Origin of the sequence: Sagittula salina (genome assembly GCF_017813235.1) — a bacterium.
Classification (GTDB): domain Bacteria; phylum Pseudomonadota; class Alphaproteobacteria; order Rhodobacterales; family Rhodobacteraceae; genus Sagittula; species Sagittula salina.
Window position 1 is genome coordinate 78546 of the sequence record NZ_JAGISH010000012.1, and the last position, 17812, is coordinate 96357.

At 68.3% G+C, this 17812-nt stretch carries 22 protein-coding genes and 1 pseudogene; 5 read left to right on the forward strand and 18 right to left on the reverse strand.

Translation table 11 applies throughout. The features are described from left to right. Positions 1-3 precede the first annotated feature (3 nt). Positions 4-1212 (forward strand): efflux RND transporter periplasmic adaptor subunit, encoded by a 1209-nt coding sequence (locus tag J5474_RS18310; protein WP_209362773.1) that lies wholly within the window; start codon positions 4-6, stop codon positions 1210-1212. A gap of 15 nt (positions 1213-1227) precedes the next feature. On the opposite strand, the gene J5474_RS18315 is transcribed toward J5474_RS18310, so the two are convergent. Beyond that, positions 1228-2421, reverse strand: a complete 1194-nt coding sequence (locus J5474_RS18315) for an alpha-D-ribose 1-methylphosphonate 5-triphosphate diphosphatase (RefSeq protein WP_209362775.1) — start codon at positions 2419-2421, stop codon at positions 1228-1230. On the opposite strand from J5474_RS18315, the gene J5474_RS18320 reads away from it, so the two are divergent. After that, complete coding sequence (locus J5474_RS18320; protein WP_209362777.1) at positions 2420-3088, forward strand: DUF1045 domain-containing protein; 669 nt, start codon at positions 2420-2422, stop codon at positions 3086-3088. The two genes, J5474_RS18315 and J5474_RS18320, sit on opposite strands and share 2 nt — an antisense overlap. On the opposite strand, the gene phnN is transcribed toward J5474_RS18320, so the two are convergent. The 8 genes from phnN to phnG form a co-directional block, all read right to left on the reverse strand. Further along, positions 3070-3627 (reverse strand): phosphonate metabolism protein/1,5-bisphosphokinase (PRPP-forming) PhnN, encoded by a 558-nt coding sequence (gene phnN / locus J5474_RS18325; protein ID WP_209362780.1) that lies wholly within the window; start codon positions 3625-3627, stop codon positions 3070-3072. The two genes, J5474_RS18320 and phnN, sit on opposite strands and share 19 nt — an antisense overlap. Next, on the reverse strand, positions 3624-4307 hold the full coding sequence (phnL, locus tag J5474_RS18330) for a phosphonate C-P lyase system protein PhnL (protein ID WP_209362782.1): 684 nt from the start codon (positions 4305-4307) through the stop codon (positions 3624-3626). The genes phnN and phnL overlap by 4 nt, the downstream gene beginning before the upstream one ends. Positions 4308-4355: 48 nt before the next feature. Continuing rightward, positions 4356-5123 (reverse strand): phosphonate C-P lyase system protein PhnK, encoded by a 768-nt coding sequence (gene phnK, locus J5474_RS18335; RefSeq protein WP_209362784.1) that lies wholly within the window; start codon positions 5121-5123, stop codon positions 4356-4358. After that, positions 5120-5986 carry an alpha-D-ribose 1-methylphosphonate 5-phosphate C-P-lyase PhnJ gene (locus tag J5474_RS18340; RefSeq protein ID WP_209362786.1) on the reverse strand — a complete coding sequence of 289 codons (867 nt, stop codon included), beginning with the start codon at positions 5984-5986 and terminating at the stop codon, positions 5120-5122. Before J5474_RS18340 ends, phnK begins: the two co-directional genes overlap by 4 nt. Before the next feature lie 31 nt (positions 5987-6017). After that, the gene (locus J5474_RS18345) at positions 6018-6362 is read right to left on the reverse strand and encodes an endonuclease domain-containing protein (protein ID WP_209362788.1); all 345 of its coding nucleotides are present in this window, start codon (positions 6360-6362) and stop codon (positions 6018-6020) included. 216 nt (positions 6363-6578) lie between these two features. Continuing rightward, positions 6579-7772, reverse strand: coding sequence for a carbon-phosphorus lyase complex subunit (locus J5474_RS18350; RefSeq protein ID WP_209362790.1), 1194 nt, complete (start codon positions 7770-7772; stop codon positions 6579-6581). Then, positions 7772-8335 (reverse strand): phosphonate C-P lyase system protein PhnH, encoded by a 564-nt coding sequence (gene phnH / locus J5474_RS18355; protein WP_209362792.1) that lies wholly within the window; start codon positions 8333-8335, stop codon positions 7772-7774. Before phnH ends, J5474_RS18350 begins: the two co-directional genes overlap by 1 nt. After that, positions 8335-8781, reverse strand: a complete 447-nt coding sequence (gene phnG / locus J5474_RS18360; protein ID WP_209362795.1) for a phosphonate C-P lyase system protein PhnG — start codon at positions 8779-8781, stop codon at positions 8335-8337. The genes phnH and phnG overlap by 1 nt, the downstream gene beginning before the upstream one ends. Before the next feature lie 82 nt (positions 8782-8863). Here phnG and phnF point away from each other — a divergent pair, with 82 nt between their 5' ends. Continuing rightward, positions 8864-9571 carry a phosphonate metabolism transcriptional regulator PhnF gene (gene phnF, locus J5474_RS18365; RefSeq protein ID WP_209362797.1) on the forward strand — a complete coding sequence of 236 codons (708 nt, stop codon included), beginning with the start codon at positions 8864-8866 and terminating at the stop codon, positions 9569-9571. A 23-nt stretch (positions 9572-9594) separates the two neighbouring features. Here the strand turns inward: phnF and J5474_RS18370 are convergent, their stop codons facing one another. The 6 genes from J5474_RS18370 to J5474_RS18395 form a co-directional block, all read right to left on the reverse strand. After that, positions 9595-10209: an LbetaH domain-containing protein gene (locus J5474_RS18370; RefSeq protein WP_209362799.1), complete on the reverse strand. Its 615-nt coding sequence runs from the start codon at positions 10207-10209 to the stop codon at positions 9595-9597. Then, entirely contained in the window at positions 10209-11522 is a 1314-nt protein-coding gene (gene phnE / locus J5474_RS18375) for a phosphonate ABC transporter, permease protein PhnE (protein WP_209362801.1), read from the reverse strand. The genes J5474_RS18370 and phnE (J5474_RS18375) overlap by 1 nt, the downstream gene beginning before the upstream one ends. A gap of 71 nt (positions 11523-11593) precedes the next feature. After that, positions 11594-12466, reverse strand: a complete 873-nt coding sequence (phnE, locus tag J5474_RS18380; RefSeq protein WP_209362803.1) for a phosphonate ABC transporter, permease protein PhnE — start codon at positions 12464-12466, stop codon at positions 11594-11596. Between the two features lie 132 nt (positions 12467-12598). Further along, the gene (gene phnD, locus J5474_RS18385; protein WP_209362806.1) at positions 12599-13504 is read right to left on the reverse strand and encodes a phosphonate ABC transporter substrate-binding protein; all 906 of its coding nucleotides are present in this window, start codon (positions 13502-13504) and stop codon (positions 12599-12601) included. 53 nt (positions 13505-13557) lie between these two features. Continuing rightward, a complete protein-coding gene (phnC, locus tag J5474_RS18390) occupies positions 13558-14379 on the reverse strand; it encodes a phosphonate ABC transporter ATP-binding protein (RefSeq protein ID WP_209362808.1) in 822 nt (273 codons plus the stop codon). A gap of 149 nt (positions 14380-14528) precedes the next feature. Beyond that, positions 14529-14822 carry a hypothetical protein gene (locus tag J5474_RS18395; RefSeq protein ID WP_209362810.1) on the reverse strand — a complete coding sequence of 98 codons (294 nt, stop codon included), beginning with the start codon at positions 14820-14822 and terminating at the stop codon, positions 14529-14531. 195 nt (positions 14823-15017) lie between these two features. On the opposite strand from J5474_RS18395, the gene J5474_RS18400 reads away from it, so the two are divergent. Further along, positions 15018-15278, forward strand: coding sequence for a type II toxin-antitoxin system CcdA family antitoxin (locus tag J5474_RS18400; RefSeq protein WP_209362812.1), 261 nt, complete (start codon positions 15018-15020; stop codon positions 15276-15278). Then, a complete protein-coding gene (locus tag J5474_RS18405; RefSeq protein ID WP_209362815.1) occupies positions 15266-15556 on the forward strand; it encodes a CcdB family protein in 291 nt (96 codons plus the stop codon). Before J5474_RS18400 ends, J5474_RS18405 begins: the two co-directional genes overlap by 13 nt. Positions 15557-15675: 119 nt before the next feature. Here the strand turns inward: J5474_RS18405 and J5474_RS18410 are convergent, their stop codons facing one another. From J5474_RS18410 to J5474_RS18420, 3 genes and pseudogenes are all read right to left on the reverse strand, one after another. Next, positions 15676-16107, reverse strand: coding sequence for a putative quinol monooxygenase (locus tag J5474_RS18410; protein ID WP_209362835.1), 432 nt, complete (start codon positions 16105-16107; stop codon positions 15676-15678). After that, complete coding sequence (locus J5474_RS18415; protein ID WP_209362838.1) at positions 16104-17204, reverse strand: ABC transporter ATP-binding protein; 1101 nt, start codon at positions 17202-17204, stop codon at positions 16104-16106. The genes J5474_RS18410 and J5474_RS18415 overlap by 4 nt, the downstream gene beginning before the upstream one ends. A gap of 72 nt (positions 17205-17276) precedes the next feature. After that, positions 17277-17812: pseudogene (locus J5474_RS18420) on the reverse strand (extracellular solute-binding protein); the annotation flags it as partial.

A 17812-nucleotide genomic window follows, 5' to 3' on the forward strand; every position in this document is an offset into this window, starting at 1 on the left:
ACCATGCCCTCGCTGCGTACCGTCCTGATCGCCCTCGTCGCCCTGGCCATCGCCACGGCGCTGGCCACCGTTGCCTTTCGCACCGAACCGGAGCCGGTCGACCTGCATACCGTGTCGCGCGGGCCATTGCAGGTCACGGTCAGCGCCGACGCCGTCACCCGCGTGCGCGAGATCTACGAAGTCTCCGCTCCCGTGGCGGGCATCGCCCAGCGTGCGCCGGTGCGGGTGGGGGACAGGGTGGTGGCCGGGGAAACCGTGGTCGCCGTTGTCGAACCCGCCGCCGCGCCCATCCTCGACACCCGCAGCCGGGCGCAGGCCGAGGCCGCGCTGGCCGAAGCCCGCGCCGCAGAACGCGCGGCCTATGCCGAACTGCACTCGGCCGAGGATCAGCTGGCCTACGCGCAATCGCAGCACGACCGCACGGTGCAGCTGGTGGATCGCGGGATCACATCGCTGACCGCGCTGGAATCGGTTACGCTGGCCCTGCACGCCGCCGAGGCCGCCGTCGATGCCGCCGGGTCCCGCCACGCCATGGCGGAAGGCAGCGTCGAACGCGCCGCCGCCACGCTGGCCGATCCCGCCGCGGCGTCCGATACCTGCTGCCGCCAGGTGCTTGCCCCGGTCTCCGGCGTGGTGCTGCGCGTCGATGTGCTGAGCCAGCGCACGGTCGGCGCCGGAACCCCGCTGCTGGCGGTGGGCGATCCGAGCGACCTCGAAATCGCCGCCGACCTGCTCAGTGCCGATGCCGTGCGCCTGCCGCCCGAGGCGCGCGCCACCGCCGAGCGCTGGGGCGGACCGGACCCGCTGGAGGCCCGCCTGCGCCGCGTCGATCCGGTGGCGCGCACCGATATCTCCGCACTGGGGATCGAGGAACAGCGCGTCGACGCGGTCTTTGACCTGCTGACCCCGCCGGAGGAACGCGCCGGGCTGGGCGCGAACTATGGCCTGACCCTGCGCACCGTGCTGTGGGAAGACGACGACGTGCTGCGCCTGCCGCTGGCCGCGACCTTCCGCGAGGCCGGCAGCTGGGCCGCCTTCGTGGTGGAGGAGGGCAGGGCGCAGACCCGCCCGATCACGCTGGGCCATATCGGCACCGACACCGCCGAGGTTCTGAACGGCCTCGTGGCGGGGGAGGTCGTGATCCTCCACCCGTCGAACGCCATTGCCCATGGCACCCTGGTCGCCCCGCGCTCTGCCGAAACGCTGGACTAAGCGCCGGTCGACCCCTCAGCCGACCTGCCGGCCCCGGCTCCAGACGCCGCGCAGGATCGGCGTGTCGCCGTGTTCCGCCACGCGCAGCAGATCGCCGCGCAGCCCTTCCCGCAGTGCGCCCCGGTCCACCAGCCCCGCCGCCCGTGCGGGCGCCTCTGTGACCGTGCGCATCGCGCGCGGCAGGTCGCCCCACAGGACGCCCAGCCGCCAAGCCGCCAGCAGCAGCGCCGAGGGCACGTAATCGGAGGACACGATGTCCAGCAGGTCGAACTCCGCCAGCGCCAGCGCCGAGACATTGCCGGAATGCGACCCGCCCCGGATGATGTTCGGCGCGCCCATCATGATGGCGATGTCCGCCTCGCGGCAGGCCCCTGCCGCCTCCACCGTGGTGGGGAACTCCGCAAAGCCCACGCCGTGGCCCGCAGACTGCACCACCTGTTCGGGCGTGGTGTCGTCGTGGCTGGCCAGCACCGCGCCCAGCCGCCGCGCCTCTGCCACCGCGCCGCCCAGATGCCGCGCGCCGTTCTCTGCCTGCAGCCCCTTCAGCTGCGCCACATGGGCGTCGAACTCCGCATCGGTCATGTTGCGCTTCTTGCCGACATATTGCTTCAGCTTGGCGAGGTCGCGGAACTGCCGCTGCCCCGGCGTGTGATCCATCAGGCTGACGATGCCGACGCGATCCTCCGGCGTGAAGGCGGCCAGCTCCTCCAGCAGGGTTTCGGAACAGATCTCGGCCCGCAGGTGCAGGAAATGGCTGATCCGCAGCACCCCCGCCGCGCGCAGCGCCATCATCTCCGACGCCAGTCCGCGCGCGTATTCGTCATACCGTCCCTTGCCGCTGTGGATCGACCCCACACGCATGGCGTCGAACACCGTGGTGATCCCGGTAGAGGCCAGCTCCCCGTCATGCGCGAGCATGGCGGGAACATGCGCCCAACCGACGCCGGGGCGCGGTTCCATGTGCCGTTCGAGGTTGTCGGTGTGCAGCTCCACCAGACCGGGCGTGACCCGGTCGCCGCCGCAGTCGATGGCCCCGGCGGCCACGCGGTCACCCTGCGTTATCGCGACGATCACCCCGTCCTCGACGGTGACGGCGCCCAGCGTTTCCCGGTCGGGCAGGACCAGACGGGCATTGGCAAGGCAGACCGCGCCTGACACAGAGACGTCATGCGGCTGTGCCAAGGCGCCAGAAAGGATCGGAGAGTTCATGTCACACCATTCCCGTTTTGCTGTCTATTACATGCCGCCCGCCGGACCGCTGGCGGACTTCGGCGCGCGCTGGCTGGGCTGGGACGCGCAGGCTGCCCGCGCGCTGCCGCAGGATGCGGGGCGTGCCGCGCTGACGGAGACGCCGCGCAAATACGGCTTCCATGCCACGCTGAAGCCGCCCTTCGTGCTGGCCCCCGGCACGGATCGCCAGTCCCTGCACGCCGCGCTGACCGCGCTGGCCGCCCGCACCGCGCCCGCGCAGGCGCCGGGGCTGGCGCTGACCCGTCTGGGGCGCTGGTTCGCGCTGACCCCCGCCGGGGATACGGTGGGCATCAGCCGCGTCGCCGCCGCCTGCGTCACGGAGCTTGACACCTTCCGCGCGCCCACCACGGAGGCGGATCTGGCGCGCCGCCGCAAGGCCGGACTCACCCCCGCGCAGGAGGCGCATCTGGCGCGCTGGGGCTACCCTTACGTGCTCGACCAGTTCCGCTTTCACCTGACACTGACCGGCAAATGCGCCCGGGAAGACCTTGACGATGCAGAGTCGGCGATCCGCGCCGCGCTGCCGCCCCTGCCGCAGCCCTTCGCGGTGCCGGAGGTTTGCCTGTGCGGCGAACGCGACGACGGGCGCTTCGAGCTTTTGCACCGCTACGCCCTCACCGGCTGACTCTGGGCCAGATCAATCAGGGCCAGCGCGCGGGCGACCGTGTCCGCCAGCGCGCCGCCATTGTCCAGCGTCACGGAACAGACGCCCTCAGGCAGCGCGAAATCCGCCCGCGCCAGCCGCTCGGCGATGTCCTTTTCGTTTTCCCGTCCGCGCCCGGCGAGCCGCCCGGCCAGCACCTCCGGTGCGGCGGTGAGTTCCAGCACCAAAAGGCCGGGGAACAGCCGCTGCGCCTCTGACAGGACCGCACGCGAGAGGTTGACCAGCAGCACCGCGCCAGCCGCCACCTGCGCGCGCAGATCGGCGGGGATGCCGTAGTGCAGCCCATGCGCCTGCCAATGCAGGCAGAAGGCACCCGCCTGTCGCATCGTCTCGAACCGCTCGGGCGGCACGGCGAGGCAATCCTCGCCGCCTGCCTGCGGATCGCGCGTGATGACCCGCCGCACCAGCCCGATCCCCGGCCCGGCCTGCGCGATACCCTGCATCACGCTGTCCTTGCCGACGCCCGAAGGGCCGACCACGGCGATGAGCCGCCCGCTCAAGCCGCCAGCCCCGGCGTGAAGGCGCTGACGTCGATTTCCCGGTCGCAGACCCGTGCCCGCGCCGCCTCGTCGTGGAAGATGCCGACCATGGCCGCGCCGCGCGCCTTGGCCTCCTCGATCAGGGCCAGCACGACCGCGCGGTTCGTCGCATCGAGCGAGGCCGTCGGTTCGTCCAGCAGCAGCGCCGGGTAAGGGTGGGCAAAGCCGCGCGCGATGTTCACCCGCTGCTGTTCCCCGCCGGAAAACGTCGTGGGGGACAGCGACCACAGGGTTTCGGGGATGTTGAGCAGCCGCAGCAGGTCCGCCGCGCGCGTCCGCGCCTGCTCTGCCGGGATGCCAAGGGCGCGCAGCGGGTCGGCCACCACGTCGATCGTCGGCACGCGCGGCACCACGCGAAGGAACTGGCTGACGTAGCCCAGGGTCTCGCGACGCAGGGCGATGATCTCGCGCGGCTCGGCCTGTGCCACGTCGACCCCGCCGACGCGGATCACGCCCGAGGCGGCGCGATAATTGCCGTAGATCATCCGCATCAGGGTGGACTTGCCCGCGCCGGAGGCCCCGGTCAGCGCCACGCACTCACCCCGTGCCACGGACAGCGTCGCCCCCTCCATCACCCGGATCACGGCTCCGCCCTGATTGTGCAGGGTAAAGGTCTTGGCTAGGTCCTGAATCTCGATCATTTTGTTAACCCATTGTTAATGCTTCAGGTTTCGCGGCGAAACCTGGTCTCAGACCTGCAACACACTCGACACCAGCAGCTGCGTATAGCCGTGCTGCGGATCGTCGAGAACCTGATCGGTCAGCCCCTGTTCCACCACGCGGCCCGATTTCATCACCATCAGCCGGTCCGCCAGCAGGCGCACCACGGCAAGGTCATGGGTCACGATCACCGCCGACAGCCCCATGTCGCGTACAAGCCCCCGCAGCAGGTCCAGCAGCCGCGCCTGCACGCTGACATCAAGCCCGCCCGTCGGTTCGTCCATGAACACCAGCCGCGGCCCCGTCACGAGGTTGCGCGCGATCTGCAACCGCTGCTGCATCCCGCCCGAAAACGTCGAGGGCCGGTCATCCACCCGCGCGGCGTCGATCTCTACCCGGTCGAGCCAGTCCACCGCCGTGTCGCGGATCTGCCCGTAGTTGCGCGCGCCCACGGCCATCAGCCGCTCGCCCACGTTACCCCCCGCCGAGACCCCCATGCGCAGCCCGTCCCGCGCGTGCTGGTGGACAAAGGCCCAGTCGGTGCGCCCCAGCATCCGCCGCTCCGGTTCACTCATGGTGACCGTGTCGCGGGGACCGGTCCGCGTGTCAAAAACCACCGCCCCTGCGTCCGGTGCCATGTGCCCGGCCATGCAATTCAGCAGCGTCGACTTGCCGGACCCGCTCTCTCCGACAATCCCCATGACCTCGCCTGGGTGGAGGTCAAAGGACACATCCCGGCAGCCCACATGGGCGCCATACATCCGTGTCAGTCCCTGAACCGAAAGCAGCGGTGTCATGCGGCGTCCTTTCCGGTGTTCATGGCGCCGGCGTGGCCCGCAGCCCGCCGGGTTTCGCAGAAATCCGTATCCGAACAGACGAACATCCGCCCGCCGGCGTCGTCGGTGATGACCTCGTCGAGGTAGCTGTCCTCCGCGCCGCACAGGCCGCAGGGATGATCCGCCTTCGACGCCTCGAAGGGATGGTCCTCGAAGTCCAGACTGACAACCTGTGTGTAGGGCGGCAGCGCATAGATGCGCTGCTCCCGCCCGGCGCCGAACAACTGGATCGCGGCACTGTCGGACATCTTCGGATTGTCGAACTTAGGGATCGGTGATGGGTCCATGACATAGCGCCCCTCAACCTTTACCGGGTAGGCATAGGCGGTGGCGATATGGCCGTGGCGACTGATGTCCTCGTAAAGCTTGACGTGCATGAGGCCGTAGTCCTCCAGCGCGTGCATCCGCCGCGTCTCTGTCTCGCGGGGTTCGAGGAACCGCAAGGGTTCGGGGATCGGAACCTGGTAGACGAGGATCTGCCCGTCGGTCAGCGCCTCCTCCGGGATACGGTGACGGGTCTGGATCACGCTGGCCTCCGCCGTGCGGGTGGTGGTCGCCACGCCCGCCGTGCGTTCGAAGAAGCGGCGGATGGACACCGCGTTGGTGGTGTCATCGGCACCCTGGTCGATGACCTTGAACCTGTCGGCGGGCGTCAGCACGGCAGCCGAAACCTGCACGCCCCCGGTGCCCCAGCCGTAGGGCATGGGCATCTCGCGACTGGCGAAAGGCACCTGGTAGCCGGGAACCGCCAGCGCCTTCAGCAGCGCGCGGCGGATCATCCGTTTGGTCTGCTCGTCGAGATAGGCAAAGTTGTAGTCGCTCATGCGGCGGCGCTCCCTGAGGCGAGGGGGCGGCCTATACCCGTGGCCGGGCCGCCCGTTCTATACGTGACAAGGTGGCGGGCAGGTCGGTTTCCACCTCCTCGCGGGACAGGCGCAGAACGCCAAAACCCATGCCTGCCAGCGCGGCATCGCGATTCTCCAGAACGACCCGATGCTGCGCAAGCCCGGTGACTTCCACAACCAGCCGCGCCGCAGGGCACAGGAAATCCACCACATGCGACGCCACCGGCGCCTTGCGGCGGAATTTCAACCCGCCAAGCTTTCGGTTCCTCAAGGCTTGCCAAAGCACCTCTTCGGGCGCAGTCGCCCATTGTCGAAGGATGCGGGCTTTCCTTATCTGTGGTGACCTGTGAACCATGGCGGCGAGAGTGGCGCGCCATGGTGAACAAATCCGTAACGTCTGCGCATGACGCCCGCGTGATTCCCCTCACCCCCAACCCCCTCTCCCCTTGGGGAGAGGGGGCATCCCACCCACGACACAGGACAGCGTTTACCGCAAGCGGAGCACTTCGACGGGCGCGGGGCTCCCCTCTCCCTTGGGGGAGAGGGGTTGGGGGTGAGGGCGGACGTCGGGTCATGGCGCAGGCTCCGTCGCCTGGGTCGCCGCTGCTTCGCGGCGCAACTTGCGGACCAGTTCCAGTTCTGACTGGAAATCGACGTAATGCGGTAGCTTGATGTGTTCGAGGAACCCTGTCGCCTGAATATTGTCGCCGTGGTAGAGAACGAACTCCGCGTCCTGAGCCGGGGCGCCGCTGTCCTCTTCGCCCAGTTCCTGCCAGCGCAGCGCGCGATCAACCAGCGCCATGGCAATGGCCTTGCGCTCGGTCTGCCCAAACACCAGACCGTAACCGCGGGTGAACTGTGGCGGCTCGTACCTGGAGCCCTTGAACTGGTTCACGGTCTCGCATTCGGTGACCTCGATCTCTCCGATCTCGACGGCGAAGCCCAGTTCGGGGATCTCCATCTCGACCGGCACGGTGCCGATCCTGAGTTCGCCGACAAAGGCGTGGTTGCGGGCGTAGCCGCGCTGGGTGGAGTAGGCCATGCCGAGGGCAAAGCCTTCGTCGGCGCGGGCCAGCGCCTGCAGACGCAGCGCGCGGGATGCGGGCAGTTCCAGCGGTTCGCGGGTCAGGTCCGGCGGGGTTGTGTCATCCTGCGCGGCCTCCTCGATCAGCCCTTCGCGGTTGAGGAAGGCCGTCACATGCGGCACGGAATGGGATACCGGGATGTCGGCCGGAGCCGCCATTGCGTCTTTGACCTTGTCCTGTAGGGGGTCGTGATCGGGACTGGTGGCGGGACTGGGGGCGGGACTGGGGGCGGGACAGTGATCGGGCGCATCGGCAGCGATGGATGGTTCCCCCTCGGCGGCCAATGCGAAATCCAGCAGCCGGTGCGTGTAATCGAAGGTCGGCCCGAGGATCTGTCCGCCGGGCAGGTCCTTGAAGGTGGCCGAGACACGCCGGTCGCAGGTCATCACGCCGGTATCGATGGGTTTCGATCCGCCAAAGCGGGGCAGGGTGGTGCGGTAGGCCCTGATGAGGAAGACCGCCTCGATCAGGTCGCCGCGCGCCTGTTTGATCGCCAGCGCGGCGAGGTCGGGATCGTGCAGGGAGCCTTCGGCCATGACCCGGTTGACTGCAAGCGACAGCTGTTCCCGGATCTGCGCGATCGAGAGTTCGGCCACGGCGGGATTGCCCCGGCGTTCCTCAGCCAGCCATGCGTGGGCGTTGTCGATGGCGCGTTCGCCACCCTTGACGGCAACATACATCAGGCGACCTCGGTGCTGCGTGGCAGGGCCGCGACACGGTCCCCGCAGGTGAATATGAAATCCAGACCCAGCGGAAACCGCGCGTGGTTGATGGCAATGGCGTCGACTCCGGGCAGGGACAGCGCGGCGCTGTCGCGGATGCCGGGGCCGGTGAGGATCGCGCCCTCGGTGTCCAGCCGCGCCCGTTCGACGATCAGCGTGGCGGAGCGGTCGGGGTATTCGGGCGTGCCCGGCGGAAAGCGGTGCAGCGGCTGGAGCGCCGCCCAGTCCCCAAGGGCAAAGGCGCAGCACTCCGGCCCGGTCAGTGGCGCGCCGGTGTGGAAGGCGATCCAGGCCCGGACCTCTGGCGTGTCGCAGTCCCCGGCGAGGTAAAGACCGGTATCCGCGTCGCACAGCGTCAGCAACACGGCGCCCGCGGCGGGCGACAGCGGCGCCGGCGGCCGCGCGCCTGCCAGCGCGTGGATCGTACCGGGCATGGCCATGGCCTGCATCACCGCGCGGAAGGCCTGTGCCGACTGGGTGGCGGGTGTGGCAAAGCCGCCTTCGAGGGGTTGCGCCTGCATCAATCCTCTCCCCGGACCATGGTGAAGAATTCAACCTTCGTGGCGGCGGCCTTTGTGGCGCGCGTGGCGCGGCGGGCGCTGGCCTCGCGCGTCAGCGGGTCCAGCACGCGGACGCGGGTAGTGTCGGCCGCCGCCGTCTGCATCAGCGCATCCACCAGCGCCGCGCATTCCGCATGTGCCTTGTCGCGGCCCTGCACGTAGGCGTGCCCCACGGTGCCACAGGCCAGCCGCAGCGCACAACGGGTGACGGTGATCTCGCCGAGATTGAACGGCGTCCCGGTGCCCCCGGCGCGACCCCGAACCATGGTGCTGCCGATTTCTGGCGGACGCAGCCAGTCAAAGTCCGGGCGGTCCGCCAGAAGCTCCGCGACGCGTCCCCCCGATGCCCGGGCCAGCAGGCTCATCCAGGCCCGGCGATCCGCGTTTGGGTCGATTTCGTCTTTCATCCCGACAACCTTCGCCTATAGTAGACAACTATACAAATGATGACACATCCGCCGCGCGGCAGCCACAGGAGAAGTGTGAAGATTGCGTAAAACACCGCTTTGGACCGCCATCGCCCGCGCCCTGCGCGAGGAAATCGCCGAAGGTCGCTATGCCCCCGGCGACAAGCTGCCCACGGAAGCACAGCTGTCCGAACGCCACGGGGTGAACCGCCACACCGTGCGTCACGCCATCGCCGCGCTGGTGGACGAAGGCGTGGTGCGCACGCGGCGCGGGGCCGGGGCCTTTGTCACCGCCCGGCCTGCGGAGTATCCGCTGGGCCGCCGGGTGCGCTTTACCGAGAACCTGCGCCGGGCCGGTCGCCTGCCCGGGCGCGAGGTGCTGTCGCTGGAACGGCGCGCCGCGACATCGGCCGAAGCGGGGCTTCTGGCGGTGGCGCCCGGGGCGACGATCCTCGCCAGCCACGGGCGCAGCCTTGCCGACGGTCGGCCCATGAGCCTGTCGGAATCGATCTACCCGCTGCAGCGCCTGCCCGGTCTGGCGGAGGCGCTGGCCGAGGGGCAGGGAGTCACCCACGCCCTGCGCGCCGTGGGCGTGGCGGATTACACCCGCGCCTCCACCCGCGTGTCCGCCGTGCTGGCGACGGCGACGCAGGCGCTGATGCTGGAGGTCGCGGAGGGCGCGCCGCTTCTGAAGACCACCAGCCTGAACGTCGATCCCGATGGCGTGCCGGTGGAATTCGGCCGGACGTGGTTCGCGGGGGACCGCATCACGCTGACGCTGGAGGATTGAGATCTGCGCCGCGTCGCGGGGCCTCAGGCTTCGTATTTTTCGAGGAAAGCCTCGGCGGACAGGTTGCGGAAATCCTGCAGCCTCTGGCGCAGCAGGGCGTGCGGCCAGTTCCACCATCCAAGCGCGATCAGCCGGTCGGCCAGTGCCTCGGGCTGACGGCGGCGCAAGGGGCGGGCCGGGGTGCCCGCGACGATGGTGTAGGGCGCCACGTCCCGTGTCACCACGGCGCCCGCGGCCACGACCGCGCCATGGCCCAGTGTCACCTCCGGCTTTACCAGCGCGTGCGCGCCGATCCATGTGTCGTTGCCGATCACGGCGCGGCGCGCGCGGCGGTGGGCAAAGAAGGCCGCATCGCGGTCCGCGTCGTCCCAGTAATCGTCCGAGCGATACAGGAAATGGTGGCAGGCGGCGGTGTCCAGCGGGTGATCCGTCGCCCCGATCCGCGAGAAGGCGGCGATATTGGCAAACTTGCCGACGGTGGCATTGGCGATGTCGGCGTAGCGGTCGCAATAGGCATAGTCCCCGAAGGTGGCATGCGCCACGCGGCTGCCGCGCCCGACCTCGCAGAAGGTGCCAAAGTTGGTGTCGGTGATCTCGCAATCGGGGTGGATGACGGGGTCAGGGCCAAGGCGGGGCATCAGGTGCTCCGCCCGATCAGACGTGCCCGGAGGCGGCCCGAAACCCAGTCCATCACCATCACCAGCAGCACCACGAGCGTGATGTAATAGGCGACTTCTTCCCAGTTGGTCTGGGTCTGGATCGCCTGGGTCAGCAACAGCCCGATGCCGCCGCCGGTGATCGCGCCGATGATCGTGGCGCTGCGCGTGTTCGATTCCAGGAAATACAGCACCTGGCTCAGCAGCACAGGCACCAGCTGCGGGATCACGCCAAAGCGGATGCGCTGCAGGGGTTTCGCGCCGGTGGCGGCGACGCCGTCAATCTGGCGGCTGTCGACGTTTTCCAGCGCTTCGGAGAAGATCTTGCCGAAGGTGCCGGTGTCGGTCAGCAGGATCGCCAGCGCGCCGGTCAGCGGGCCGGGTCCGAAGGCACGCGCCAGCACCACGGTCCAGATCAGCGCGTCCACCCCACGGACAAAGTCGAACAGCCGCCGCATGGCAAACCGCACCGCCATCAGCGGGGCAAAGCGTTTCGCGGCGAGGAACGACAGGGGCAGGGCGATCAGCGCCGCGCCAAAGGTCCCGAGGACGGCCATCAGCAGCGTTTCTCCGATGGCCCAGGCGACGGCGGCGTGCTGCCACATGGGATTGTACCAGAAGTCATGCCAGGCCCCGCCGAGGTTGCCGCGCGCGGGGTCGATGCGGTCGCCCAGCAGGATATCGAGCAGGGACCGCCCGTGGTAGGGCGAGTCCAGGGTGAACCAGAAAAGCTCCCACCCGGCGAAGTAGCGAAAGACCTCGGTCTTTGTCCGGGTGATGGCGATGCGGCCTGCGGGCAGGGTCAGCGCGACGCGGGTGTTCGATGCGCTGGCCCAGTCGGGCGCGGGTTGTGGCAGGTTGGTGACGATGCGGCGGCCGTCAAGATGCGCTTCGAACAGGCCGAAACCGGGGATGTCGATCTCCGTGCGGTTGCCGGGCAGCAGGCGGACGGCTGTGTCCCGGCCCAGATCCACCACGGTGGTTTCGCCCGGGGCGACCCAGTCGGGGTGCATGTCATCGGGGTATTGGCCCTTGCGCTCGCCCTCCACCGCGTAATCGATTCCGCCGGAGCGGTGGTCGCGGGTGACATGCACCTTGTAGGACCACGAATCCGAGGCCAGCGTCACCGCGTTGTCCCACCGTGCGCGCTGCGCCAGCCCGGCAAGGTCAAAGGCCACGGCGGTATAGGCGAGGTAGGCCAGAACGAGGGCGGGCAGGGCGAAGGCCATCAGGCGCTTGCGGGCAAAGCGGCGGTCCGCCTGCGTCTGAAGCAGGGAAAGGTCGGTGGCGGTCATGGCGGGCCCCTTTGGTCATCTGGGTGGCTCTCATAGTCGGTCGGGTCGGCAGGTCTGGCCTCCGGTCGGGCTCAGTGTGTCTGGCCTTCGGTCAGGCTGTTGCGCAGGCGGCTGGACAGCTGGTCGAAGAAGACGATGGAGCCGAAGAGCAGGATGAAGATCGCCGCTGCCTCGTCAAAGCGGCCCGGCCCCCAGGCCATGGCGTTCCTGAGTTCGTAGCCAAGCCCCCCCGCGCCGACAAAGCCAAGGATGGCGGAGGCGCGGATGTTGATCTCGAACCGCAAAAGCCCGTAACTGAGGAAGTTCGGTGCGACCTGCGGCAGCACCCCCAGCCACATGCGCTGCCACCAGTTGGCGCCGGTGGAGGCGAGGCCCTCGACGGGTTTCTGGTCGGCGTTCTCGGCCACTTCGGAAAACAGTTTCCCCAGCGCCCCGGTGGTGTGGAAGGCAATGGCGATCATCGCCGGCACCGGACCGCCACCGAGGACAAAGATCAGCACCAGCGCGATGACGATCTCGGGCACGGCGCGCATCAGGTCCATCAGGCGGCGGAACAGCGGCACCATGCGCGGCCAGCGCGCCAGCCCGCGTGTGGACAGCAGCGCCAGAACGATCGCGGTCATGGCCCCCAGCAGCGTGGAAACGGCGGCGATGTTCAGCGTCTCCACCAGCGCGGGGAAGAATTTCGCGATCAGCGCGGGCAGGTCGGCGCGCTTTTCCCAGGCCTCCGAGAGGACGACAGCCGGGTAGTCACCCACATGCGACAGCCCGTCCCAGAACCCGCCCGCGTTGCGGTCGTCCGCCACGACAAAGCCGGAGATCATCAGCAAGGCAAAGACCAGCAGCGTCAGCCCGCCATAAAGCCGCCTGCGCGCCACCTGCGCGAGGTAGGCGTGCTGGATCCGGTCAACGCCTTGCGTACCGGGATGGGATGCGTCGGCCATGGGAAACCTCGGGGCAAGGGGGGACCGCGGTCCGGCGCACTGACGGGCCGGGGAGGAGGTCGGCCGGGGGCCAGACCGCGGAAGGGAGGGAGCCCGGCACGATCCCGCGCCGGGCCCCTGATGACAGGCGGATCAGCCGCCGATCTTGGCTTTGCGGGCCTCGATCACAGACTCGTAGGTGTCGTGGGTCACCGGCTGGAAGCCCAGCGTTTCGCCCGACGCCACGCCATAGGCGCAATCCTGATCGCGCTCGTACAGGGTGTCGACCAACTCGGTCATCTTGGCCTTCACGTCCGCCGGCAGCGCCTTGCGCAGGACGACGGGGCCCTCGGGGATCACCTTGGACTGCCAGATCTGCACCATCTCGTTCATGTCGACGAGACCCGCGTCAACCGCCTTGCGCAGCGCGCCGGAGTTGTAGCCGTCTTCCCACGCGCCCTGCGCGTCGGCCCAGGTCACGCCGGCGTCGATGTCGCCGTTGTAGACCGCGACGATGGTCTGTTCGTGGCCGCCGGTGAACTTCACTTCGCCAAAGTAGTCGCCGGATTCCATCGACGCGCCGGTCACCTGCGGGATTTCGATCGAGGGGATCAGGTAACCGGAGGTGGAGTTCGGATCACCAAAGCCGAAAACCTTGCCCTTGACGTCCTGCAGCGCGGTGATGCCGCTGTCCTTGCGGGCGACACCGATGGAGTGGTAGCCGATGGAGCCGTCCATGTTGACCTTGACCAGCACCGGCTCGACCGCCTCGGGGTCCTGCAGGTAGGTGGCGGCATAGGAGGACGCGCCCAGCCATGCCATGTCCAGCGTGCCGCCCAGCAGGCCCTGGATGACGCCGTTGTAGTCGGCGGGGGCGAACAGCTTTACCGGGACGCCGATGGCTTCTTCGGTGTATTGCGCGAGGCAGGCGTAGTTGTTCATGCGGTCCTGGGCGTTCTCGCCGCCAAGGATGCCGATCCGGAAGGCTTCGATGTCCTGTGCCATGGCCGGGGCGGCGATGGCGGTGGTCAGCAGTGCGATTGCGATGGTCTTTTTCAACAGTCTCTCCATTGATGAAATCCCCCGCCCGGGCCGGGCGGGGCGGGGTAAAGTCAGACGAGCGCGTCGGAGACGCGGACGGCCTCCATCTCGCGGTCGAGGGTTTCGATCTCGGTCGAGGTGGCGGCCTCGGAAAAATCCGCGCCCGCGCCGTAGATTTCGCGGGCGATTCCGGTGGTCAGCTGCGCGGGCGTGCCGTCGAACACGATGCGCCCGTCGCGCATGCCGATGACCCTGTCGCAGTAGCGCCGCGCGGTATCCAGCGTGTGCAGATTGGCGATGACCATGCGGCCGTCTTCCTCGTGGATGCGGCGCAGGGCCTGCATCACCACCTGCGCGTTCATCGGATCGAGCGAAGCGATGGGTTCGTCGGCCAGGATGATTTCCGGGTCCTGCATCAGGGCGCGGGCGATGGCGACGCGCTGCTGCTGGCCGCCGGACAGCGCTTCTGTCCGCTTTGGTGCCTGTTCCGCTATTCCGAGCCGGTCGAGGATCTCGATCGCGCGGTGGATGTCGGACTGCGGATAGAGGTTGAACATGGTCGCCAGCGTGGAGCGGCGGTTCAGCGTGCCGTGCAGCACGTTCGACACCACATCGAGACGCGGCACGAGGTTGAACTGCTGGAAGATCATGGCACAGCGCGATTGCCATTCCCTGCGGGCCGCGCCGGTCAGGCGTGTGACATTCCGCCCGTTCACCGTAACCGACCCGTCGGTGGCATCGGTCAGCCGGTTCAGCATCCGCAGGAGCGTCGACTTCCCCGCGCCGGAGCGGCCGATCACGCCGATCATCGTTGGCTGCGCCACCGTGAAGGTCGCGCGATCCACCGCGCGCTTGCTGCCGTACTGGCGTGTCAGGCTGTTGACCTCGAGCATCCCAATCCCCGTCTTGTTCCGGGCGGTTCCTACGGGGCGGGAGAGTCAGTTTCCTGACGGTTCGGAATCAGCGGGATGACAGATTGGTAAAGGAACCATGACACCGGCCGCGACACCGGACAACTTGCAACCTGCGGGTGCCTGTCCGGTCAGGAGGGGTCCTTTTGGGCGGTCTGCTGCCAGTATTCGCCCATGGCGACGATGCACGACGTGCCGCTGGAATAGCGGATCACCATGGCCCATTCGCCCTGCGCATCGGTCCAGACCTCCATCACCTCTTCGGGATTGCGCAGGCCAGACGCGGTTTTCTCGCTGCGGTACTGTCCGGTCAGCCGGGCCTGCATCTGCTCGCTGGGCGCGCAGACAACCTGCGTGATCGGGCTCTGTGCCGCGACCGGCGCGGCGGCGAGAGCCAGAAGTATGTGGCATAGAAGCGTCCGCATGCACGAAAGTGTAACAGGCGGATGACAAACATCCAGCAAATCCTGAAACCGCCAATCGCGGACCGGATGCGCGGAGGCGCCCCAGTTGGAATACCATAATCCCGATTACACGCGTACTGCGCCCGCTCGGACGGGTGTACACCGGACACCCGGAAAAGCTTGCCGGCAGGCGACTGTGCGGTATATTCCGACGGTATGACACACGCGCTGCCGACCCGGCGAAAGACCTCGCTGACGCTTGATGCCGCCACGCTGGACGATGCGCGGGCGCTGGGGCTGAATGTCTCCGCCGTGGCGGATGCGGCCTTGCAGCGTGCCGTGGCAGAGGCCCGCAGGGCCGCATGGCGCGATGCCAACGCCGGGGTCTTTGCCGCGCAGGCCGCCTGGCACGAAACCCATGGCCACCCGCTGTCGGACATCATGGCCGGCCCGGCGTCCGACGCATGGAAGGACTGACCCGCTTCGACATCGCCGCCTATGGGCCGCACCGCATGGTTGTCGTCGAAAGCGATCTGCTGCCGCCGGATCCAGCCATCGTCGTCATTCCCCTGATCGAAGGCTATCCCGCCGTGCCGCACCTCAATCCCGTGATCGACGTGGCGGGTACACCGCATGTTCTGGCCACCCGGCTCATCGCCGCCGTTCAGCGCGGGCGTCTGAAACGCGTCGGCAGCGCCGCAACGCAGGGGGACGCGATCACCCGGGCCGTCGACGTGCTCATGGCGGGGGTCTGAGGGACCGCGTGGCCCCGGCCTTGCTGCCGAAGCCCCACGCCCCCTCTTCGCACTCCGGACTGTCTGGGACTCTGCCCCGTTGCGCGATCGGCCCCGGCCGTGCCCGCCGGGCCAACGGCTCAGCGCGCGTGGTAGTAGCCCGCGCGCACCTCGGCAAAGGTCAGCGCACCGCCGAGGCGCTCGTTGATTTCCGCCTTCTCCGCATCAGTCCAGTCGGTATAGAGCACCAGTTCGACAGGCGAGAGCAGGATGCCATCGTTTAGCTTTGCCACATGCGCCTTTACGTGCGGGCTGGCGAAATGCGCCTCCAGCGCCTCCAGCCCGTCGAAGATCTCAAGCCAGCGGTAGGTCACGCGGTCGTCCAGCCGGGCGTGCACGGTCAGGGCGTGCACCAGCATCCCGGGCTCCGTCTCGCGCACGGTGTCGTCGATGATCTTGCCCGCCGCCTCGTATTCGGCGCTGCGCTCCGGGTGAACGTGCTCGAAGGCTTCGAGCACGATGAGTTTACCGGTGGTCTCGCCAGTGGTCTGGCCGGTGGTCTGGGATGTCATGCCCTGGTGTCCTCGCGGATGGCGGCGCCGGTGTCGGCGCGGAAGAAATGCAGTTTTTCGGGGTCAAAGCGGATCTGTACGCGGGCGCCGGGGCGAGTCGCGGTGTCGGCGCGGGCCTGCCCGGTGAACTTGCGGGTGCCGACCTCGCCGATCACCAGCGTGTGCGGGCCCAGCGGTTCGACGTCCAGCACCTCGACCGGGACGCCGATGCCGCCCTCGGCCTCCTGCGTGTGTTCGGGGCGGATGCCCAGCAGGATGGCCTGCCCGGCGTGAGGGGCAAGCGCGGCACGGCGATCGGCCGGGATTGCAAAATCCAGCCCGGCAGGCCCGACAAAACGCAGTCCCTCGCCCGTGCCCTCCAGACGGCCCTCCAGCATGTTCATGCTGGGCGCGCCGATGAATTCCGCGACAAAGGCATTCGCGGGCCGTTCGTACAGTGTGATCGGGTCGGCCGCCTGTTCCACCACGCCCCCGCGCAGAACCACCACGCGGTCGGCCATGGTCATGGCCTCCACCTGATCGTGCGTGACGTAGACCATGGTTGTCTTCAGCCGCCGGTGCAGCTGCTTGATCTCGACCCGCATCTCCACGCGCAGCTTCGCGTCGAGGTTGGACAGCGGTTCGTCGAACAGGAACACGTCCGGGTCGCGCACGATGGCCCGCCCGATGGCGACACGCTGACGCTGTCCGCCGGACAGCGCGGCGGGCTTGCGGTCGAGGTAGTCGGTCAGGTTCAGGATGCGGGCGGCATTGTCGATGGAGGCCTCGGCCTCGGCCTTCGCCACCCCGCGCACCTTCATGCCGTAGCCGATGTTCTCGCGCACGGACATGTGCGGATACAGGGCGTAGCTCTGGAACACCATGGCACAGTTGCGCAGGCCGGGACGCAGGCGGGTCACGTCGCGGTCGCCGATGCGCATCTCGCCGTCGGTGACGGTCTCCAGCCCGGCGATCATGCGCAGCGTGGTGGATTTGCCGCAGCCCGAAGGCCCCACGAGCACGACGAATTCGCCATCCTCGATGTCGAGGTCCATCGGCGGGATCACCTGAACCGAGCCGTAGGATTTCGTCACGCCGTTCAGCGATATCTTTGCCATTGCAGATGTCTCTTCGGATGGATTGGGCGGGACGGCCCGGCAGGGCCGCCCCGGTCGGTCTTCGTGTCGGGCTTACTTCTGGGGCAGGCCCATGGACGCGCGGTAGGCGGCAAGCTGGCTGTCGCGGCCGAATTGCTCGGTCAGGTCGTTCCAGCCGGCGGCCACGGTATCCAGCGCCTCCTGCGGGGTGATATCGCCGGCCAGTGCGCGGCTCAGCTCGATCTCCAGGATCTCCGTGTAGGAGAAGTAGCCCGGCAGACGCATGTCCAGCGCCACGTTGTCGGCGGTCACCGCGTCACGCTGCGCGCCGAGGTACTCCTGCGCCTCGCGCTCGGAGAACAGCTTCGACCAGCGCTCCATGTCGGTGGTATGCGAGATGCGGTAGGGGTTGACGCCCGTTCCGCCGGTCACGGCCGCCTGGCCCGAAACCTCAGGCGAGGACAGCGTCGAGATGAAGTCCCAGGCCGCTTCCTGCTTTTTGGACGATGCAGGCACCGCTGCCTGCCAGCCGCCAAAGGCCATGAAGGAGGTGTCGATGGGCGTGTCGTAGCTGTCCCACTCACCGGTCTTGTAGTTGTAGACCTCGGTTGCGGACGGCAGCACGGCGG